This is a genomic window from Streptomyces sp. KPB2 (assembly GCF_003950055.1).
GTDB classification, from domain to species: domain Bacteria; phylum Actinomycetota; class Actinomycetes; order Streptomycetales; family Streptomycetaceae; genus Streptomyces; species Streptomyces salinarius.
Genome location: NZ_CP034353.1, coordinates 7,051,644 through 7,071,810, shown reverse-complemented (window position 1 = coordinate 7,071,810; position 20,167 = coordinate 7,051,644). Strand labels below are relative to the sequence as shown.

At 68.9% G+C, this 20,167-nt stretch carries 11 protein-coding genes; 8 read left to right on the top strand and 3 right to left on the bottom strand.

The features are described 5' to 3' along the window. Positions 1-49 precede the first annotated feature (49 nt). From D1J63_RS31970 to D1J63_RS31935, 8 genes are all read left to right on the top strand, one after another. A complete protein-coding gene (locus tag D1J63_RS31970; protein ID WP_125633691.1) occupies positions 50-1,258 on the top strand; it encodes an ROK family transcriptional regulator in 1,209 nt (402 codons plus the stop codon). Positions 1,259-1,685: 427 nt separating this feature from the next. After that, positions 1,686-2,291 carry an N-acetylmuramoyl-L-alanine amidase gene (locus tag D1J63_RS31965; RefSeq protein WP_125633689.1) on the top strand — a complete coding sequence of 202 codons (606 nt, stop codon included), beginning with the start codon at positions 1,686-1,688 and terminating at the stop codon, positions 2,289-2,291. Between the two features lie 130 nt (positions 2,292-2,421). Continuing rightward, the gene (locus tag D1J63_RS31960; protein WP_125635967.1) at positions 2,422-3,681 is read left to right on the top strand and encodes a GAF domain-containing protein; all 1,260 of its coding nucleotides are present in this window, start codon (positions 2,422-2,424) and stop codon (positions 3,679-3,681) included. A 138-nt stretch (positions 3,682-3,819) separates the two neighbouring features. Continuing rightward, a complete protein-coding gene (locus D1J63_RS31955; RefSeq protein WP_125633687.1) occupies positions 3,820-5,343 on the top strand; it encodes an aldehyde dehydrogenase family protein in 1,524 nt (507 codons plus the stop codon). A gap of 781 nt (positions 5,344-6,124) precedes the next feature. Further along, positions 6,125-10,846 carry a helicase-related protein gene (locus tag D1J63_RS31950; RefSeq protein WP_125633685.1) on the top strand — a complete coding sequence of 1,574 codons (4,722 nt, stop codon included), beginning with the start codon at positions 6,125-6,127 and terminating at the stop codon, positions 10,844-10,846. A 133-nt stretch (positions 10,847-10,979) separates the two neighbouring features. Next, positions 10,980-13,133 carry a UvrD-helicase domain-containing protein gene (locus tag D1J63_RS31945; protein ID WP_125633683.1) on the top strand — a complete coding sequence of 718 codons (2,154 nt, stop codon included), beginning with the start codon at positions 10,980-10,982 and terminating at the stop codon, positions 13,131-13,133. Positions 13,134-13,363: 230 nt separating this feature from the next. Continuing rightward, positions 13,364-14,398 (top strand): DNA cytosine methyltransferase, encoded by a 1,035-nt coding sequence (locus tag D1J63_RS31940; RefSeq protein WP_125635965.1) that lies wholly within the window; start codon positions 13,364-13,366, stop codon positions 14,396-14,398. A gap of 48 nt (positions 14,399-14,446) precedes the next feature. Beyond that, positions 14,447-15,655, top strand: a complete 1,209-nt coding sequence (locus D1J63_RS31935) for a DNA cytosine methyltransferase (RefSeq protein ID WP_125633681.1) — start codon at positions 14,447-14,449, stop codon at positions 15,653-15,655. Positions 15,656-15,687: 32 nt separating this feature from the next. On the opposite strand, the gene D1J63_RS31930 is transcribed toward D1J63_RS31935, so the two are convergent. Genes D1J63_RS31930 through D1J63_RS31920 form a run of 3 tightly spaced genes read right to left on the bottom strand, consistent with a single transcriptional unit; the run spans position 15,688 to position 19,659 of the window. Further along, complete coding sequence (locus tag D1J63_RS31930; RefSeq protein ID WP_197923418.1) at positions 15,688-16,584, bottom strand: DUF6339 family protein; 897 nt, start codon at positions 16,582-16,584, stop codon at positions 15,688-15,690. Between the two features lie 4 nt (positions 16,585-16,588). After that, a complete protein-coding gene (locus tag D1J63_RS31925; protein ID WP_125633679.1) occupies positions 16,589-17,560 on the bottom strand; it encodes a hypothetical protein in 972 nt (323 codons plus the stop codon). Further along, on the bottom strand, positions 17,557-19,659 hold the full coding sequence (locus tag D1J63_RS31920) for a helix-turn-helix transcriptional regulator (RefSeq protein ID WP_125633677.1): 2,103 nt from the start codon (positions 19,657-19,659) through the stop codon (positions 17,557-17,559). Before D1J63_RS31920 ends, D1J63_RS31925 begins: the two co-directional genes overlap by 4 nt. Between the last annotated feature and the right edge of the window lie 508 nt (positions 19,660-20,167).

The window sequence follows — 20,167 nt, the reverse complement described above, 5'->3', positions numbered from 1 at the left end:
CGGTGCGGGACCCGGACCGAGCGACGACAGACCGAGGATTGACGGAGGCATGACCGCACCGCCGCACGAAGCCCACCCGGCCCGCCCCGGGCGCCCGCTGCCGGACACCCAGCAGGGAATGCGCCGTCGCAATCTCGCACGGGTGATGCACACCGTCAGCGCCGAGGGCCCGCTGTCCCGGGCCGCCGTCGCCTCACGGATCGGTCTGACGCGAGCCGCGGTGTCCACCCTCGTGGACGAACTCATTCGCTCGGGCCTGCTGGAGGAACTGGGACCGGAGCGCCCCGGCCGCGTGGGACGGCCCGGGTCCGCACTCGCCGTCAGCGGGCAGGGCCCGGCCGGTATCGGGGCGGAGGTCGGCGTCGACCACCTCGCCGTCTGCGCGGTCGACCTGCGCGGGCGGGTACGCGCGCGTGCCGTGCGGTACGGAAGCAACCGGGGCCGTTCCCCGGAGCCGGTGGTCGAGCAGCTCACCGGCCTGGTGGGACAGGTCGTCTCCGAGGCGGAGACCGAGGGCCTGTGGCCGGCGGGACTCGCCGTCGCCGTGCCGGGTCTCGTGGCACGCGACGGCCGGACCGTGGTACGCGCGCCGAACCTGGACTGGCACGACGCGGACCTCGGCGCGCTGCTGCCCGCGGATCTGCCGCTGACCGTGGACAACGAAGCCAACTTCGGTGCGCTCGCCGAGCTGTGGCTCGGTGACGGCACTCCCCGGGACTTCCTGCACGTCTCGGCCGAGATCGGCATCGGTGCGGCCGTCGTGTTCGACGGCCGGCTGCTGCGCGGTACCCGCGGGTTCGCCGGTGAGCTCGGCCATGTGCCGGTCCGTCCCGACGGTCCGGAGTGCCCGTGCGGCGGGCGGGGGTGCCTGGAGCAGTACGCCGGTGAGAAGGCGGTACTGCGCGCGGCGGGTGTGGAGCCCGGGGAGGACCGGGTCGGGCTGCTCGCCGGGCGTGCCACCGAGGGCGACGAGGACGTACGCCGTGCCCTGCGCGAGGCGGGCACGGCGCTCGGCATCGCCCTTACCGGTGCGGTCAACCTGCTGGACCCCGAGGGAGTGGTGCTGGGCGGCGCCCTCGCCGGACTCGCGCCCTGGATGGTGCCGTCGCTGCGCGAGGAACTCGCCGGGCGCACGGCGGGCCCCGCCTGCCCGGTCGCCGTGTCGGAACTGGGTCCGCAGGGACCCCTGCTCGGCGCCGCGCACTCCGTGGTGCGGGCCGTCCTGGACGACCCGGGCGCGGTGGCCGAGCGGGCCTGACACCCATCACGCCCCGCGGCCGGCGACAACGGCACGGCCGCGGGCACCACACCACACGCCCGCCACGCGAAGCGGCGACCGCTGTGGCGACCAATGTCGCGCCCGCTGCGGCGACGACGGCCCCGCCCCGAAGGGTGGTTCCTCGAAGCGCCCGGCGGCCGGGCCTCGCCTGTCCTGCCCCCACCCCGTTCACTCGAACGAGTGAGGGCGGTGTCCACAAGGCGGTGGCTGTCCACGGAACGGCGCGGCGCTCTACTGCGCAACCCCCGCTCCCCGTACGGTGATTCACGCGGACGCACCTCGCCCTGGGGGCGCTCGGACGTCCGCGTCGGCGTTCCGCTCCGCAGCCATGTCGCTCCGTCATGTCGAACAGCTGAGCACTCACCCCCCACCGGGCCCAGAGCCCACCGACGAAAGGGCAATCCCCATGGACAGGGAAAGGACAGCACCCGTTCCCACCAGGCGGCGGCTCCTGAAGGGCGCCGCGCTGGCCGCGGTCCCCTACACCCTGCTCTCCGGTACACGGGCCGCCGCACAGGTCCGTGCCGCCGACTACCTCTCCGCCGAGTGGCAGCCGGCGAGCGCGTCCAACTACAGCCGGTCGAGCCGCCCCACGGCCTATCCCCTCGACTACGTGGTCGTCCACGTGACACAGGAGACGTACGCCGACACCCTGTCGATCTTCCGTGATCCGGAGAGACAAGTGTCCGCGCACTATGTGGTCCGGTCCTCCGACGGGCACGTGGCGCAGTGTGTCCGGGAGGCGGACATCGCCTGGCACGCGGGCAACTGGGACTACAACACCCGCAGCATCGGGATCGAACACGAGGGGTGGGTGGACCGGCCCGAGTACTTCACCGACGCCCTGTACGAGCAGTCGGCCCGGCTCACCGCGGCGATCTGCACCGCGTACGGCATCCCCAAGGACCGCGCGCACATCATCGCGCACCACGAGGTGCCCGGCAGCGACCACACGGATCCGGGCCCCTTCTGGGACTGGACCCGCTACATCAGACTGGTCAACTTCGCCTGACCGCTCACCGCCCTTCGTCCCGTTCCCCCGGAACGCCGCGTTCGGGTGATCCGGCCGGCCGAAGTGGTTGTCCGCGCGTACCCGCGGAGTCACGATGTCCCAAACCGCAACACCGTCCGGGGAGGCCGAGTTGACCGATTCATGGCTGGCTCTGGAACCGGGGGCCGATCCCGTGGAGCGTGCGCGCACACTGCGTCGCGCCCACGACACGTTCACCGAGGCGGGGACGGTGCCGCGCCCCGTGCGGGCCGTGGTGGCGGATTCGTGGAGACGATCCGTCCGGGCGGGTGTCGGCCCGGACGGCACCGCGAGCGTGGAGCTGACGGACGGCGACCTCGGCGCCTACCGGTCCGAACATCCGCTGGCGCGGGTGATGCCGCTGGTCCGGGAGCTGTTGGGGACGTTCGCCTCCGACGGCGAGCACCTGCTCGCGGTGTGCGACGCGCACGGCAGGCTGTTGTGGGTGGAGGGTCATCCGGCCACCCGGCGCCGGGCGGGACGGATGAACTTCGTACCCGGGGCCCGCTGGGCGGAGTCGGCCGTCGGCACGAACGCTCCGGGCACGGCCGTTGCCGTCGGCCGACCGGTGCAGGTATTCGCCGCCGAGCACTTCATACGCCAGGTCCAGCCCTGGACCTGCGCCGCCGCCCCAGTGCACGATCCGCGCACCGGGCGAGTGCTCGGAGCCGTGGACATCACCGGCGGGGACGGCCTGGCCCATCCGCACAGCCTGGGTTTCGTACAGGCCGTGGCACGTGCCGCGGAGTCGCAGTTGGCGCTGCTCACCCCCGAGCGGTCCGGGACCGAGTCCGCCGAGCTGACCGTGCTGGGCCGCGACGAGGCCCTGCTGAGCGCGGAGGGCCGCCGGATCCGGCTGAGTCGGCGGCACAGCGAGATCGTCGTGCTGCTGGCCCACCACCCGGAGGGCCTCACCGGCGACGAATTGCTGTGTGCGCTGTACGAGGACGAAACGGTGACGCCGGTGACCCTGCGGGCCGAAATGGCCCGGCTGCGCGGCATCCTGGGGCCCGGCCGGCTGGCCTCCCGCCCCTACCGGCTCACGATGCCCGTCGAGTCCGACGCCACCGTCGTCGAACGCCGTCTGCGGGCCGGTGCGGTCACGGCGGCCGCCACGGCGTACGCCGGTCCCCTGCTGCCGGGGTCCCAGGCTCCGGCGGTGGCACGGCTCAGGCGCCGGCTCGCCGACGGTCTGCGGGCGGCGCTGATCTCCTGTGGCGATCCCGACCTGCTGGCCGACTGGGCGCACGCGCCCTGGGGGGAGGACGATCTCGACGTGTGGCGCGCACTCGCGGCGGTCCGGCCCACGGCCGCGACCGGCTCCCGGCTCGCGGCGCTGGAGTCCGAGCTGACGGCGGCGGACACATGGTGAGCGTCCGCCCGCGAGCGGCGAGCCGGGCGACCGGACGGTGACGAGGGCGCACGCAACGTCACTGCAACGTCCCGCTTCCTAGCCTCACGCGCAGCGCTGTCCAACGGCGGGCAGCGCTCGTCGAGGGAGGCACTCAGGATGACCCGTTACGCGGCGCCCGGCACCGAGGGCGCGATCGTCTCCTACCAGTCGCGCTACGACCACTTCATCGGCGGGGAGTACGTGCCGCCCGCGCGGGGGCAGTACTTCGAGAACCCGTCCCCGGTGAACGGCCTGCCGTTCACCGAGATCGCGCGCGGCACCGCGGACGACGTCGAGCGGGCGCTCGACGCCGCACACGAGGCCGCTCCGGGCTGGGGCCGTACGTCGGTGACCGAGCGATCCGGCATCCTGCTGAAGATCGCCGACCGCATGGAGGCGAACCTGGAGCGCCTGGCGGTCGCCGAGAGCTGGGAGAACGGCAAGCCGGTGCGCGAGACACTGGCGGCGGACATCCCGCTCGCCATCGACCACTTCCGCTACTTCGCGGGCGCGATCCGGGCCCAGGAGGGGTCGCTCGGCGAGGTCGACGACGACACCGTGGCGTACCACTTCCACGAGCCGCTGGGGGTCGTGGCGCAGATCATCCCGTGGAACTTCCCGATCCTGATGGCGGCCTGGAAGCTCGCCCCCGCCCTCGCCGCCGGAAACGCGGTGGTCCTGAAGCCCGCGGAGCAGACCCCCGCCTCGATCCACTACTGGCTGAGCCTGGTGGCGGACCTGCTGCCGCCCGGCGTCCTGAACGTCGTCAACGGCTTCGGCGCGGAGGCGGGCAAACCGCTGGCGTCGAGCCCCCGGGTGGCGAAGGTGGCGTTCACCGGGGAGACCACCACCGGGCGGCTGATCATGCAGTACGCCTCCGAGAACATCAAACCGGTCACGCTGGAGCTGGGCGGCAAGTCGCCGAACATCTTCTTCGACGACGTCTGGGCGCAGGACGACGACTTCCGTGACAAGGCGCTCGAGGGCTTCACGATGTTCGCGCTCAACCAGGGCGAGGTCTGCACCTGTCCGTCCCGTGCGCTCGTCCAGCGTGGCAACTACGCCGAGTTCATGGAGGCGGCCGTCGCCCGCACCGAGCTGATCGTGCCGGGCCACCCCCTGGACACCGACACGATGATCGGCGCTCAGGCCTCCAACGACCAGTTGGAGAAGATCCTCTCCTACCTGGACATCGGCAGGCAGGAGGGCGCCAAGGTGCTCACCGGCGGCGAACGGATCGAGCACGACGGCGAGTTGAAGGGCGGCTATTACGTCCAGCCGACGATCTTCGAGGGCCACAACCGCATGCGGATCTTCCAGGAGGAGATCTTCGGCCCGGTCGTGTCGGTCACGTCCTTCGACGACTTCGACGACGCGATCAAGACCGCCAACGACACCCTGTACGGCCTCGGCGCCGGTGTGTGGACCCGCGACATGAACACCGCCTACCGCGCGGGCCGCGCCGTCCAGGCGGGACGCGTGTGGACGAACTGCTACCACGCCTACCCCGCACACGCCGCCTTCGGCGGCTACAAGCAGTCGGGCATCGGCAGGGAGAACCACAAGATGATGCTGGAGCACTACCAGCAGACCAAGAATCTTCTGGTGTCGTACTCGCCGAAGAAGCTCGGGTTCTTCTAGAGCCTGAAGTCGGGTTGCCTGGGACGATATTTGCGCTCAGGCAACCCGACACCACGGGCACCCACTGCAATCGCTGAGTTCTTCGAGTTGTCATCCGGCATCCGAGGGAGCTCCCGCCGGGCCAGTAGCGGAACAAGTGGCGCCTCGCGACGATACGCTCGGTCGGCTTGTGACCGCTGGAGCCGTATCCCGGAGCGACACCCTCTTCGCGCTGCGGGCACGTGCCGTCCGGCCGGAAGGTCGAGCCACGCCAGAGGGTGCCGTGCGGATGGTGCGTGCCGAGACGTCGAGATCACGTTGAACGACCTTGGAGATCGTCTCAACTGGCTTGATCTCTGAGCCGGCGGCGATCGTGTTCGTGGTCACGACCGGCTGACCTGGAGACAGCCACTGCCGGGCCTCGGCCCGTCCGGGTCGGCCGCACACCGCCGCTTTACCAAGTGGAGGCGAGCCCGGTCAAAAAACTATGGGTCGTGCTGGAGCAGCAACCCAAAAAGGGCAGCATCGGACTGGCGGCCGCCTCAACCCAACCGAGGCTGGACACCGGCCCGCGCCGGCTGAAGTGTCCAGCGATGCGACGCGAGATCATGATCTACGGCTGGTGTATTGGGCTATGATCCAACGGGCAGCCAAGTCGCCACGGCCGCAGTACGGGACTTCGGCCGCAAGATCATCGCACTGTGTCACTACATCGGAAGCAACGTCTTTCCTTTGTCGAGCCCAGCCTTCTGTTGGATAGCCCAATGGCCCGCGGGAGGTTATTTCCGCAGGAGCCTGGGGGATGCGTTCCATGTCGAAGTCTCTTCCCGTATCGGATGCGGACGATGTCGTGAGGGTGGTTCAGGACCTGTCGCAGCGGGTCTTGAACGTCTACCGAGCGGATCCTGGTCACGTCTTGGAGCACGCGAACAACGAGCGACGTATCACTCAGGGGGGCTACGGAGAGCGGCAGATTTACGAGCTCGTCCAAAACGGCGCGGACGAGAACATGGAACGCACGCCTGGAGTCGTGGGCACGATCCACGTGCTCCTCACTGCCGACCACCTTTACTGCGCCAACACCGGCGCACCGATGACACCGGCCGGTACCGACACGATTCTGCGCATGGCCGTGTCCCGGAAACGGACCGGAAAGATCGGTCGCTTCGGAGTCGGTGTCAAGTCGGTGCTGAGCGTGTCCGACACGCCTCGTTTCTACAGCAGGACCGGGTCGTTCGGCTTCGACAAGGAGTGGTCGGCCCGCGTCATCAGGGAGACGCTCCCGGACCTGCTGGCGTCGGATCCCACCCCGGTGCTACGGATGGCCCAGCCACTGGATCTGGACTCGGAGCGTCGAAGTGACGAACTTCTCGACGAACTGATGGGGTGGGCCTCGACGACGGTGGTGCTCCCGCTGCATCCCGGCGCCGACGACCGACTGGGTCGGGACCTGAGGAACTTTCCCGCGCACTTCATGCTCTTCTCCCCTCACGTGAACCGCCTTGTCCTGGAGGACACCCGTGCGGGCCACGGACTGCGACGGGAGATCACGCAGGAGACTCGCGGCGTCGAGCACCAAGTCGTGGAGCATCGCAACGATGTCCGTCACAGCAGCGAGCGCTGGTTCGTCTTCAGCGTGGACCACGAACCCAGCCCGACCGCCGCACGGACAGCGGGAGAACTCCACGAACGGCCTGTCGTCACCATCTCCTGGGCAGTCCCCGACAAGGGCGTTCCACAGCGTGGCAAGCGCGGGACCTTCTGGGCCTACTTCCCCACCCATTACGACACGACCCTGACCGGCATCCTCAACGCACCGTGGAAGACCCCCGAGGATCGGCAGAACCTCACCAAGAGCGATTTCAACGAGGAGTTGGTGACCAGGGCGGCGGAGCTCGTGGTCGACTCCATCCCGGATCTGATCGAGGAGAAGGATCCCGGGTCCTACCTCACCCTGCTGACGGCGCGTGGCCGGGAGGCCTCGCAGTGGGGCGACGAGATACTGAGCCAGAAGGTACTGCGGGCGGCAGCCCACCGGCCTTCCCTTCCCGACCAGGACGGGTCCCTGCGCCTACCCACAGACCTGCAGTTGCACCCGGAGAATCTCGCGCCGGCCTGGCTCGAACAATGGGCGACCCACCCGGGTCGTCCCAAGAACTGGTGCCACCACACTGTGGAAAGCCGCGAGAGGCGATCGAGGACGCGGGACATCCTCCACCAGGCCGACGTGGCAACATCCTCGCTGCGTACGTGGCTGGAGGCACTCGTCGCGGATCGCAGCGTGAACGGAGCCAAATGCGCGCTGACCCTGGCCGCCTCCATCGTCGAAACAGGAAGCCAGCTTCAAGCGACCGAGGCCCGGACCGCCCGGGTACTGCTCACCGAGCGGGGCGACTTCCGTTCGCCTTCCGAAGGCAAGGTCTTCCGCCGGCATGACGGTGTCCGGCTTCCCGACGAAACCACGCGGTACCTGCACGACGCGATCGCGCAGGACCCCGAGATGCTGCACGCACTGCAGGTCTTGGGGGTGGAGGAGGCCAACGCGGTCGGTCGACTTCGGGCCGCCGTCGCATCAGGGTTCGCCCGGTACCGGAACAACGACTGGGAGGACTTCTGGGCTCTGGCACGTACAGTCGACTGCGACGAGATGGTCTCGACGGTCAAGGACCGCCTGGACGAACCGAAGCGGGTACTCAAGGTACGCACCGCCACCGGTCAGTTCCGTCTCGTCCACGATTGCATCCTGGCCGGGCCGGTCGTGCCCCAGGACGGACGGCGTGACGCCGCGCTGCTCATCGACCCCGTCTTCCACGCGGCCGACACCGACATGCTCAAGGCTCTCGGCGCCATGGATCGTCCGGCACTGCGCATGAACCCTCGCCTTGATGCCTGGTTCAGCGACTACGGCAGCGTCATGTACCACCAGTTCTGCGCCACCCTGCCGCCCCAGGTCTCTCGTCCTCGCCCCTCCTCGGTGAGCCTGGTCGGCCAGGACACCGCCGGCCCCCTGCACCTGCTGCCGGAGCTCTCCCAGGAGGGACGGGCGGCCTTCACGCGGGAACTGCCCGACCCCGGGATCGTGCCCGACTGGAGGTGCATTCGGACCACAGGTCAAGGTGGTGATCTACGCGTCGAGTCGCCCCTGGTCTGGATGCTCCGTCAAAAGGGCATGCTCTGCACCTCGATCGGCGCGAGGCGGCCGAACGCCGCGGTAAGCAGCGAGTTGGCGGTCGATGACCGCTTCCTGCCGGTCGCCGACATCGCCACCGCCTACGCGCGTGCGCTGCGGCTGCCCTCCACGCTGCAGGACGTGCCCGCAGCATTGTGGAGCGAACTGGCCCAGCGCGCGGACGCTGGAACGGACGCCTCCTTCGTGGGAGCTGCCTACGCCTTCCTCGCCGATTCGGCCCCCTCTGGCACGCTCGGCGACGGGACGCGCCTGTTCCGTTGCCAGGTGGGCGAGGACTGGACGATGCACCACGGCGAAAGTATCGCCGTCACCTTCGACGAGGATCAGTACGAGGTCCTGCTTCGTGAGCGCGTGCCGGCCCTCTTGGTCGCCACCGAGGACGATGCGCAGCTCTTGATCGACCGGCTCCGCTTCCGCGCTCCTTCCGACCTTCTGGTGGAGGAGATTCACTACGTCCCGCTGACGGCGCCGGTCCCGCTGACAGACGTCTATCCACGGCTGCGACAAGTACTCGCACGGGGGGCAGCGTGGAGTCTGGCGCACTGCTCGGAACTGGCGAGGGTCATTCGTGGTCCCGAGGGACGACGCGAGCAGATGCTCACCGAGACGCTCGACGGGCTCACGGTGGTGCTGTGCGGAGAGCACGACGAGGAGGCGACCCTGCAGGCCGTGGACCGGCTCCTCGGTCTGCGGCTGGGGGCAGAAGGATGCCGGAGCCTGCTCCGTCAACAAGCCCGGGACCGGGACGACAAGAAGTTGCAGGCGGTCCGTCAGGAGGTCGATCTCGCCCACAAGTTCCTGCTCGCCCTTGGCGACAACCGCCTGACGGCCGAACTGCCGCCGGGGCTGGCACTCGCCGACGCGAGACTACGGCAGCGCCCGATCGACGGGCTGCGCGCGGCACAACTGCTGCTCGCCGCTCATGGAGAGGACGTCCTGCGCGTTCTGGCTCCAGCGCTCACCGAGGCGGGTTTCGATGTGCCGCAGATCTGGACCGGCGGTCCTTCCGCACGGCGTTTCGTGCGCACGTACGGCTTCCCGGAGTCCTGGGCCGGTGATCCTCAGACCCCCGGCAACCCCAAGCCGTACGAGACGGTGCCGGGCCCCCGGAAACCGCTGAAGTTGCACGCCTATCAGGAAGCCCTGGTCGAGCGCATGTACGATCACCTCGCCCAGAACGAGGAGAAGCGGGCCATGCTGCAGATCCCCACCGGATCGGGCAAAACCCGGATCGCCGCCGAGGCAGGAGTGCGGGCGTTGCGCGATGGCCTCCTCAACGGACCGATCCTGTGGATCTCGCAGAGCCAGGAGTTGGCGGAACAAGCCATCGAGACCTGGGCCTACGTCTGGCAGAGCGAGGGGACGAACAAGCCGCTGCGCATCACCCGCTTGTGGGGCGGCATCCCCGACGCCGTTCCCGTCTCCGACGGGCCGCAGGTGGTGGTCGCCATCGACGACACCGCTGTGAAGCGGCTGCCCAAGGAGGACTACGCCTGGCTACGCGCTTGCGCCCTGGTCATCGTGGATGAGGCCCACTTCGCCGTGCCGAAGACCTATACCCGCATCCTCGACGCCCTCGGCATCGACCAGTACAAGACCTCACGCCACCTGATCGGGCTGACGGCCACAGCGTTCCGGGGAGACAGCGACGACGAGACACGGACTCTGGCCTCCCGCTTCGGGCACAAGCGTCTGGACTACGGCGTGTTCGACAACGACGACCCCCATCGTCACCTGCAGTCGTTGAAGGTGCTGGCCGACGTCCGCCACGAGGAACTCCTCGGTGGCTCCTACGTGCTGTCCCCCCAGCAGGTGGCCGAGGTGCGCAGCACACACTCGATGACCCTGCCGGCCGACGTGGTCAGCGACCTCGCCAAAGACGTGGAACGCACCCGGCGCATCGTGGACAGGATCGAGAATCTCCCCAGCGATTGGCCGGTCCTGGTCTTCGCCACGTCGGTGGAGCACGCCCAGGTCCTCGCCGCGCTCCTGCAGGATCGCGGCATCACAGCAGCCTCGATCGACGGACGGACGCCACCGAGCATCAGACGACGCCGCATCGCCGCGTTCAAGGACAACAGGATCAGAGTCCTGACCAACTACAAGGTACTGACGCAAGGATTCGACGCCCCGGCCGTCCGTGCCGTCGTGGTCGCCCGCCCGACCTTCAGCCCCAACACCTACATCCAGATGATCGGCCGAGGCCTGCGGGGTGAGCTCAACGGAGGCAAGGACTCCTGCCTGATCCTCAACGTGGCGGACAACATCGAGAACTTCGGTCGCGGACTGGCCTACACACGCATGGAACACCTGTGGCGGCAGACGGGCCGATGACCTGAATCCGACGGCGTGACGCCGAGCCCTCGCGTCGCGGTGTGTCGATGCGGCCCTCCGCGGGCTCGTTGATCTCCGTGGTCAGTACAGTGATCGCCACTGGTGTCGGCAGACAGTGGGGGTGCATGGCGTCATGGCGCGGCTGGGTATACACCGCGACTTCCTCATGGAGTTCGCGGGACTCGAGAAGCACGTGCAAAAACGCGTCTTCGAGGTCTTCGAGAAGTTCGCCGCCGCCACGCACGCCGGGCTCCATCTGGAGAAGCTGACGCATCAGCGTGATCCGCGGTTGCGGACGATCCGGATCACCGGCTTCTGGCGCGGTGTCGTGCTCAAGTCCGATCAGGGCGACGGCTACCTGCTGCTGAAGGTATTGCCGCACGACAAGGCCAACCATTGGGCAGCCAACCATCGCGCGTCCGTGAACGCGGCGAGCCAGGGCATCGAGATCCGCGACGATGTCGCTCTGGAGCGGGCGACCACCGAACTCTGGGCGGTGAGTCGGCAGGAGTCGACACGGCTGTTCCCGGAGACGGCATACCCGGAGAAGGTGCTGCGCAGCCTCGGCGTGGACCCGGAGATCATCCCCATCGTTCGGCTCATCCCCGACGAGGCTCACCTGGAGGCCCTGCATCGGGTCCTTCCCGAGCAGCAGTACGACGTCCTGCTGGGATTGGCCAGCGGAATGTCCCCCGAAGCCGTGGACCGCGAGGTGGTGCAGGTATATGCGGCGGCAGCGCGAGACGTGACCGAGCAGCAGGCCGACCCTTTGGATACGGCCATGGTCCACGCGCGCGGCCGCGTTGCCCTGGTGTCGGGCACGGAGGAGCTGCGGGAAATCCTGGAGCGGCCGTTCGACGCCTGGCGAGTGTTCCTGCACCCCAGCCAGTACCGGATCGCCCATCAGGACTCCTATCGCGGTCCCGCGCAGGTCACCGGCGGCCCGGGCACGGGCAAAACGGTGGTGGCACTGCACCGCGCCTGGTACCTGGCCCGGCGACTGCCGGCCGACGCACCGGACGGCAGCATCCTGCTCACCACCTACACCCGGGCGCTGGCGACCGAACTGGAACGTTCCCTGACACTGCTGATCTCGGACGAACGTCTTCGGGCGAAGATCACCGTGATCAACGTGGATGCGCTCGCGTACGACATCGTGCGCGGCACGCAGGGTGGCCGCCCGATCAAGGTGGTCTCCGACCACAAAGAGCTCAAGGCCCGCTGGGCGCGCATCGCGCGCCGGCTGAACCTGGACTTCGCCGAGGTCTTCCTGGACCAGGAGTGGCGGCATGTCGTCCTGGCTCAGGACGTGCGCACCCCGGAGGCGTACCTCAAGACCGCCCGCCACGGACGCGGCACGGCCCTGCCGCCCATCCGGCGTCTGCAGGTGTGGCGCGCCGTCGAGGCTTTTCAGCAGCAGCTGGACCAATCCGGTGAGCGCACCTTTCTACAGATCTGCGCGGAAGCGACGAGCCGCCTGGCCGAATCGGCCGAACGACCGTTCCGTCACGTGATCGTGGACGAGGCACAGGATCTGCACCCGGCCCAGTGGCGGTTCTTGCGCGCCCTCGTCGCCGAAGGGCGCGACGATCTGTTCATCGCAGGCGATGCCCACCAGCGCATCTACGGCAACAAGGTGTCGCTGCGCTCCCTGGGCATCTCGATCACCGGACGATCCCACCGGTTGCGCATCAACTACCGGACCACGCACGAGATCCTCGACTGGTCCTCATCCCTGCTCACCGGTACTTCCGTCGCCCTCGGCGACGGCGACTCGCTGACCGACCATCGCTCCACTCTCCACGGGCGCCGCCCCACCTTCGCACCGCACCGTTCCAAGGCCGAGGAAATCACTGCGGCCGTCGCCCGGATCGCAAAGTGGACGGCCTCGGGAGTGGCCCCCGAGGACATCGGTGTGGCCGTACGCTTCATCCAGCTGGGCCGGGACGTGGCCACCGCTTTGGAGCAGGCCGGGTTGTCCACCCATGTCCTGGGCAACTCCGCACCCGGACCCGGCGTGCGTATCGCAACGATGCACCGGATGAAGGGGCTGGAGTTCCGCTGCGTCGCTGTTCTGGGCGTAAGCGAGGGCACGGTGCCGATGCGTGCCGCGATCACCCCCGTCGAGGTGGACCCGCAACAGCACCAGGAGGACATCGCTACCGAGCTGAGTCTGCTGTTCGTGGCCTGCACACGCGCCCGAGAGGACTTGCTCGTCTCCTGCCACGGCGCCCCCAGCTCCTTCCTCGCTCCCGTCGACAAGGATGGGAAAGCAGCCACGCAATGACCGCAGCCGCCACAGCGTGATGGGGCCCTCACCGATGCCGTGGGCGAGGAGGCGAGCGCCGGCGGCCAAGCCGGCCTCGACTGTGGCAACGTCCTTGCGCAGCGGCGCTTGGCTGACCGCGTCGGATCAATGGGGTCCAGGCCCGCGCAGCCGCCAGGGGTGCCGGGCTAGTCTCGGCAGGGTCCACCAAGATCCCCAAGCTGGTCAGAAGAGGTGCACAGGCCATGACGATGGCAGGACGCGACGACGTCGAGAAGCCGCGGGAGCAGCACCCGACCGACCGCCTGCTTCCTCGCCTGCGTTCCCTTCAGATCTGTGCCGGTGCCGGTGGCCTTGCCCTCGGCCTTGAACGTGCGGGTTTCGACCCGGTACTGCTCTTGGACAACCGGCCTGTGGCCTGCGAAACATTGCGCGCAAATCGTCCCGAATGGGATGTACGAGACATAGACCTGGTCGCATTCGACCCCGCGGAAGAGCGGCAGGTGTACGACGTCGATCTCCTCGCCGGCGGTCTTCCGCGGGTCAAGGGAACCGCGGCGGTCAACCGCACCCGGGGCAGTGACGTGGAACTGGGCCTGTTCAGGGCTGCGATCGAGTTGATCTACGGGGTGCAGCCGCGGGCTCTACTGCTGGAGAACGTGCCGGACGTGGTGACCAAGGAGGCGTACGCGCCGTTGCGTGATTTCGTGGCCGAGGAATTGCGACATTTGGGCTACGAGAACACCTGGTTCGTCCTCAACGCCGCCGATTACGGTGTGCCGCAGGACCGGGCCGAGGGCGTACTCGTGGCGTTCAAGGGCGACGGCCTGGGCCGCTTTCGTCTCCCCGAGCGCCTGCTCGACCCACCGCTCACGGTGGGGATGGCATTGGGTGAGTCAATGGCCGGTGGCGGGTGGCAGGGCGCGACCCAGTGGGCTGCGCAGGCCGACCGCCTGGCCCCGACCATCGTCGGGGGGTCGTGGGACCGTGGTGGCCCCGATCTCGGCATGACGGGTTCCAAGCGGGCGTGGGCGCGCATGGGCGTGGACGGGGGCACGATCGCGGACGCCGTGCCGGGGCCGGACTTTCACTGGGATCCCGAGTTGGGTCGCAAGGGCATGATGCCGCTCACCGTGGAGCAGGTCGCTCTGCTGCAGGGCTTTCCGGAGGACTGGAAGATCATGGGGCGCAAGACCGCCCGCTACCGGCAGGTGGGCAACGCCACTCCGCCTCCGCTCGCCGAGGCTTTGGGGCTGTCGATCCGAGCTGCGCTCCTGGGGCAATAGGCGGGCGCGGCTCCGCCACCCGCCGCGGTCGCTATACACTTCCACATCATGACCGCCGCGCAGCCTCAACCGTCTTCATCTGCACCTTTGCGTATTGTGGACTTGTTCGCGGGGCCCGGAGGTCTGGACATGGCCGCCAAGATCCTCGAGCAGGACGCCATCGGCATCGAGTGGGACGGCGACGCCTACCAGACGCGGAAGGCCGCCCGGCTGCTCACCGTGCACGGTGATGTCCGTGACTACGGACCGAACAGCGAGGAAGTTCGCGAAGCCACCGTGCTGGCGGGCGGGCCACCGTGCCAGACCTTCACCGTGGCGGGCTCGGGCGCCGGGCGCCGGGCGCTCGATCGTGTCCTGTCGTTGGTGGACGATCTGGGCAAGGCAGAGGACGTCAGCGACCTCGACCTTGTCATCAAGAAGGCCGAGGGCTTCGACGACGAGCGGACCGCCCTGGTTCTGCAGCCGCTGAAGTGGGCGCTGGAGGCCCATTTCCGAGGCCGGCCGTACGAGGCCATCGTCCTGGAGCAGGTGCCCGCCGTACTTCCCGTCTGGGAGGCGATGGGTGAAGTCCTGGAGCGGATCGGCTACCGGTTCCCTCGGGTCGAGGCGGCGGAGCCGGACGAGGATGGCCAGCTTCTCCTGGGCGAGGTCATCCGTGCCCGCCGGCCGGCCAAGCCCTCTCCGCGCGCCTTCGTGCTGCACACCGAAGAGTACGGCGTGCCGCAGACCCGCCGCCGTGCCGTCCTTTTGGCCCGTCGCGACGAACGCCCACGTTTTCCCGCCCCCACCCACCGCCGCTACCGCAAGGGGGTTGCGTCGTCCGTAGGCGCCCCGGAGCTCGAGCCGTGGGTGTCGATGAGGACGGCGCTGGGGCGCAAGGACCACTTCGTGGTCGTATCGAACTACGGGACCGGCGGTGATCCCAAAGCGCGCGGTCGGCGAGATGCAACGACACCGTCGGCGACGGTGACGGGAAAGATCTCCCGGAACCGGCTACAGACCCGGGACGGCCGGGACATCGGCCGCTTCACCCATGCGGAGGCGGGCCAACTCCAGTCGTTCCCGCGGGCGTACCCGTGGCGGGGCGGTAATATCGCCCAGCAGATCGGCAACGCCATCCCGCCACGGCTGGGTGTGCACATCCTCAGTGCCGCTCTCGGACTCGAGCCACCCACCCGGGAAATTTGGAAGCGTCTGGAGGCGTGGACCCCATCCCCGTCGCCCGGCCACGCAGCGGCGCCGGCCGCAGCGGATTGATCATCTTCTGTCGCGGCGGCATCGTTCGGCTGCTACGAGCCGACGTCGATGTCCGTTTGCCGGCGGGTGGGGCGCTGCCTCCTGGGCGCCTCCGCCAGGAGCTTGTCAAACAACGCGACGAGGACGTCCACGGAGTCCGCGCTCACGCGTCCGTCGTCGGGTCCGTCCGGCAGCCGCTCGAAGGGAACCGCCGGAGCGTCCTGGGCCTGGGCGATCCAGTCCGAGACCGCTTCGCCGTCTCCCCCACCGTCGGGTGCCAGGACGTCGTAGACGAGCGTGCTGCCCGCGGTGTTGACGGCGGACGACAGCGCGTTGACGTGATCACCCAGGCGCGGGGTGGCGTCGGCGATCAGCCGGTCGAGGATCCTGACGATCGCCAGGGCGGTCGGGCGGTGGTCGATGACGTCCAGCCGTAGCGTGGTGTTCAGGACGTCCTGCACACGGCAGGCCGTCTCCACCGGGCGGTAGTCGGCGCCGTCGCGGAAGAGTTCCGCCGCCCACCACAGGCGGGAGAACGCCTGGGTGTAATGCGCGCCGCTGAAGCGGGAGGTGGCTGTGGCTTCGCTGCCCCGGTGCCGCCAGACCACGTAGTCCGGAGCGATCAGTAGGGCGAGGTAGTTCCACAGCCGGCTGTCGGCGGCCTCGGCCCTGGTCAGACGGAGGGTGGCGTGCAGGCGGGGGGCGAGCCAGGCGTCGGCGGCGGTGTGCTGGTGGTCGAAGCGTCGCATCGCCTCCTCCAGCAGGTGCCGCAGGGGAGCCGTGTGCCGGTGTGCCTCGGACGGTGGGAACAGGGTTGCGGCCTTGCGCAGGGCGACCTGCGGAGGCGTATTTTGCCCGGTTCGCACGTCCTGGGAGAGGTACTTGGCCACGACCGTGTCGGGGAGCAGTCCGAGAACGGAAGGAATCTCGTCGGGGGTCGTCCGGGGCATCGGCTCACACCCTTTCCGCGCGGTCGACGGTGCGGACGGCGTTGGTGAGTTTCTTGGTGACGCGGCTGCGCTTTCCGGCCGCGTACTGGATCGCGGTCTGCAGTTGGGACCAGCCATGCCCCTGGGTGCGGCGCTCGTTGATGTCGAAGAGGGCGTCGGTGAGTGGGTGGCCCGGCAGGACCTCGGGGAGCATTGCGGTGAGTACCGCCTCACGCCAACCGGTGGGCATGACGGGGGTGCCGTCGTCGTCGACGTCGAGGTCGCTGACGGCGGTGTGGAACATGGCCGTCCAGGCATCCTGAGCGATGTGGCTGGCCGTCATGTCGCGCAGCACGCGCTCTGCCGTTGTGCCCCCCTTGGCGGCCAAAACCTCCATCAGGCCTTCGACGGCCGTGGTGTTGAGGTAGACGGTCGGGGTGTCGGCACTGGTCTCGACGATCCAGGGAGCCTCCTGGAAGGGACGCAGCCAGTCGTGCGGGCCGTCGCGGAAGTCGACCTCGACAATGTCGATCTCGCGGCGTCTTACCGGGACGGACTCGCGCAGGTCCACATACCAGTCCTGCTCGGCGGAGCCGATGAGCCGGCCCGCCATGCCCTCGACGGTGGCGACCACGTGCACGGTGAGAGTGGCGCGGCGCAGATGGTGGTTCCTGCTCAGATCGATGGTGCCCTGCCAGTCGCCGTCAGGCATACGGGCCAGACGGGCGGTGACGCGTGTGTTGGTCGCCTTCTCGGCGAGAACGGCCAGGCAGGTGACATCCCGCCAGGGCCCCTCGGCGAGCTCGGGCTCGGGTGGATGGGCCTTGAGACGCAGTGTGGCCCGCCCCCAGTGCTCACGGCCGGCTCGGTGCAGGGCGACCGTGCGTTCGGTCGTCGACACGTGCGCGTACGGAAGCGGGGCGCCGTCCACGGCGACGGAGACGATGTCGACGGCGATGTCGCCGAACAGGGTCGGGTAGGGAAAGACGGACCTCACGCGGCGCCTCCCCGAGGCTGGAGGATGTCGACGGCCAGGCGCGCGAAAGCGCCCTTGACGGGATGGGTGGCCGGGTCCGTTACGCCGGTGAAGACGGCGGTGCGCACGCCGGGTTCGACGATGATGTGACCGTCCTCGGCCCGGCAGCTTTCGGATCCCACCAGCAGGGACCACTCTATGGTCGGCCTGCCGCCGGAGCGGACGTCGAATTTGGCGACGGGCCGGAGCAGCCAGGGGTCGTCTGCGTCGGGAAGTCTGAGGGTGACAGTGACGTTCCACGCTCCGGTCTCCTCCAGGTGGGCGCTGAGGTTGCGAACCGTGGGAAAGGAGTGCGTGCGCCCCCGGCCGGAGCTCGCGGCATCGGTCTCCAGCGTGAGCAGTTCGCGCAGGACACTCGGACCGCCGGTGCGGGTGGCCTCGCGGCGCACCGCAAGGGCCCGTGCCATCTTGTCGATGCTCTGCCGGAATTCCTTGATGCGGCTGAGTGCGCCGCGCTCGTAACTGGTGGTGAGTTCCTCGGTGCGGTCCCAGCGGTCGTGTTCCGGCGGTTCCGAGGCCCGCAGGAACGCCTCCGCCAAATCGACGTCCTCGCCGGTGCGGCCGGTCGCATAGCCGGCCAAAAGGACGCCCTGGAACGGCATGGTCCCCAACGGCAGGTCGCGGGGCCGCTGCTCGGCGATCGTCATGCGGTTGCCGCGCATGCACACGATGCGGTTGAAGCGTTCGTCGGCGTCGTCCGCCGGGGTGAGCAGCAGGACGGCCAGGTGTTCGCGACCTTTGTCACGGGCACGGCCGGTGCCTTTGAGGGGGGTGACGATGAGGGGGACCTCGGCGTGGGCGACCTGGTCGCCGGCGGTGAGTTCGGGAACGGTCCCGCCGTCGAGGTAGGCCTGCAGAGCACGGCTGAGGGACGCGTGATGGGCGTGGGGATCGACCCGCTCCTCGGCGATGACCACCTGACCGTTGCGCAGCGTGGTGACCCGGGCATCCAGCAGGGGGCCGGCGTCGCGGCCGCCGATCATCGCGGCCCAGAATCCGTCGGAGAGAGAGCGGACGCACTTGTCGTGCATCTCCTGCAGTGTCTCGGCGTCTCCCGAGGCGTCGTGGGCACCTACGATGAGGAAGGACGTGCCGGGTTCGTCGCTCGTGCGGTCCAAGTGGAGGCCATGCACGGTTCGTTCGTCGGCCCACCAGGATCGCGCGACGTCCTTGCGTTCGGGATCGGTGTCGGGTTCACCGAACCATGCGGGTCCGGCGTAGGCCTCGCCGTCGAGCGTGTGCCAGGGGAGGTCGAGGCGGCCCACGACACGCCGTTGGGTGCGTCCCTCGTGGGGCTCACTGAGCGTGGAGTTGACCAGGACGAGACCGAAGCGGCTGGTGGCCCAGAGGGTCGCTTTGCCCAGTCCGTAGGAGCCACCCGCGCGGCCCCCTTGGCTCTTGTGGGAGTCCAGGGTGCGGCGGACGACGGCAGCGTAACGACCGTCGCCGTATTCGGGACCGGTGAGTCCGCATGCGTTGTAGTCGTCGATGCGCAGCAGCAAGAGCGAGCGGCTCGAGGTCAGTTCGTCGAGGGCGGCGCGCAGACCGCGCGAGACCTTCTGGGTGCCAGCGGCCGCCTGCTCGTAGTGCGCGCTCAGTTCCTCCCAGTGCACGCACGTGAGGAAGGCGTCCAGGTGCTCGCCGCTGAGCTCGTGGAGCGTGTAGTGCACGCGCACCGGCTGTTGCGGGTCGAAACGCTCGTCGAGGGAGTTCTGTGTGGCCTCGCGGGCGAGGACGGACAGGTCGGCGTCGAAGGCGAAGGCGGCAACATTGCCGTACTCGCGGCCGCCGTCGGAGTGAGCCGGCCGGTGCTGCCAGAAGAGAGGCAGAGTTAGAGGGACGTCGGCCGTCCTGGTCACCAGCGAGGCCAGATCGGTGCCAAGGATGTGCGCGATCTGCGCCTTGACGTCCTCTCGCGGCTCGGCTCGTCCGGTGATCCAGGCCGAGACGGCGGCGCGCGTCTTGCCCAGTTCGCCGGCGAGCTGGGCCTGGCTCATGCCCGCGCGCCGCAGTTGACGCCCCAGCCACGGCCCGAATGCTTCTGCCTGCTGCCCCGTCATGGCGGTGGATCGACCTCCGTCGGCCTTGTCATTCGTCCCGGATGGGCAGTGCACCGGTAGCCTACCAGGCACCTTTGACATCCATGCTGGCGTCAAATCTTGTTAGACGGTGCTGCTGCCGGTGCCCGTCCATAGCAGCCACCACTGACAACGCCACCCCCAGCAGACCCGGCCACGACAGTTGGTGGACATGACGGGTCGCACGGGTATAGCGTCCGGGCTTGCGACGAGGAGAACTCTCCGGTCGGGCTTGGGGAAGCCCGCGGAACGCATCCCTTTCGTCGCCATGCCAAGACGCGGCTAAGGGGGGCCCTCGTGCGCAGCCATCGATTCCTTGCAGGACGTCGGCAACCGTCAAGCCGCCTCGCGCTCGCGTAACTACCGCAGTTCAGCGCTTCACACAACCTTCCGCGCACACCGTGCGCCCGTACCGTGCGCCACACCCTCAGGGGTGAGCCACTCGTCTCACGTTTTTCTCCCGGCATCGGACCGTTGGCCCGCCTCGCAC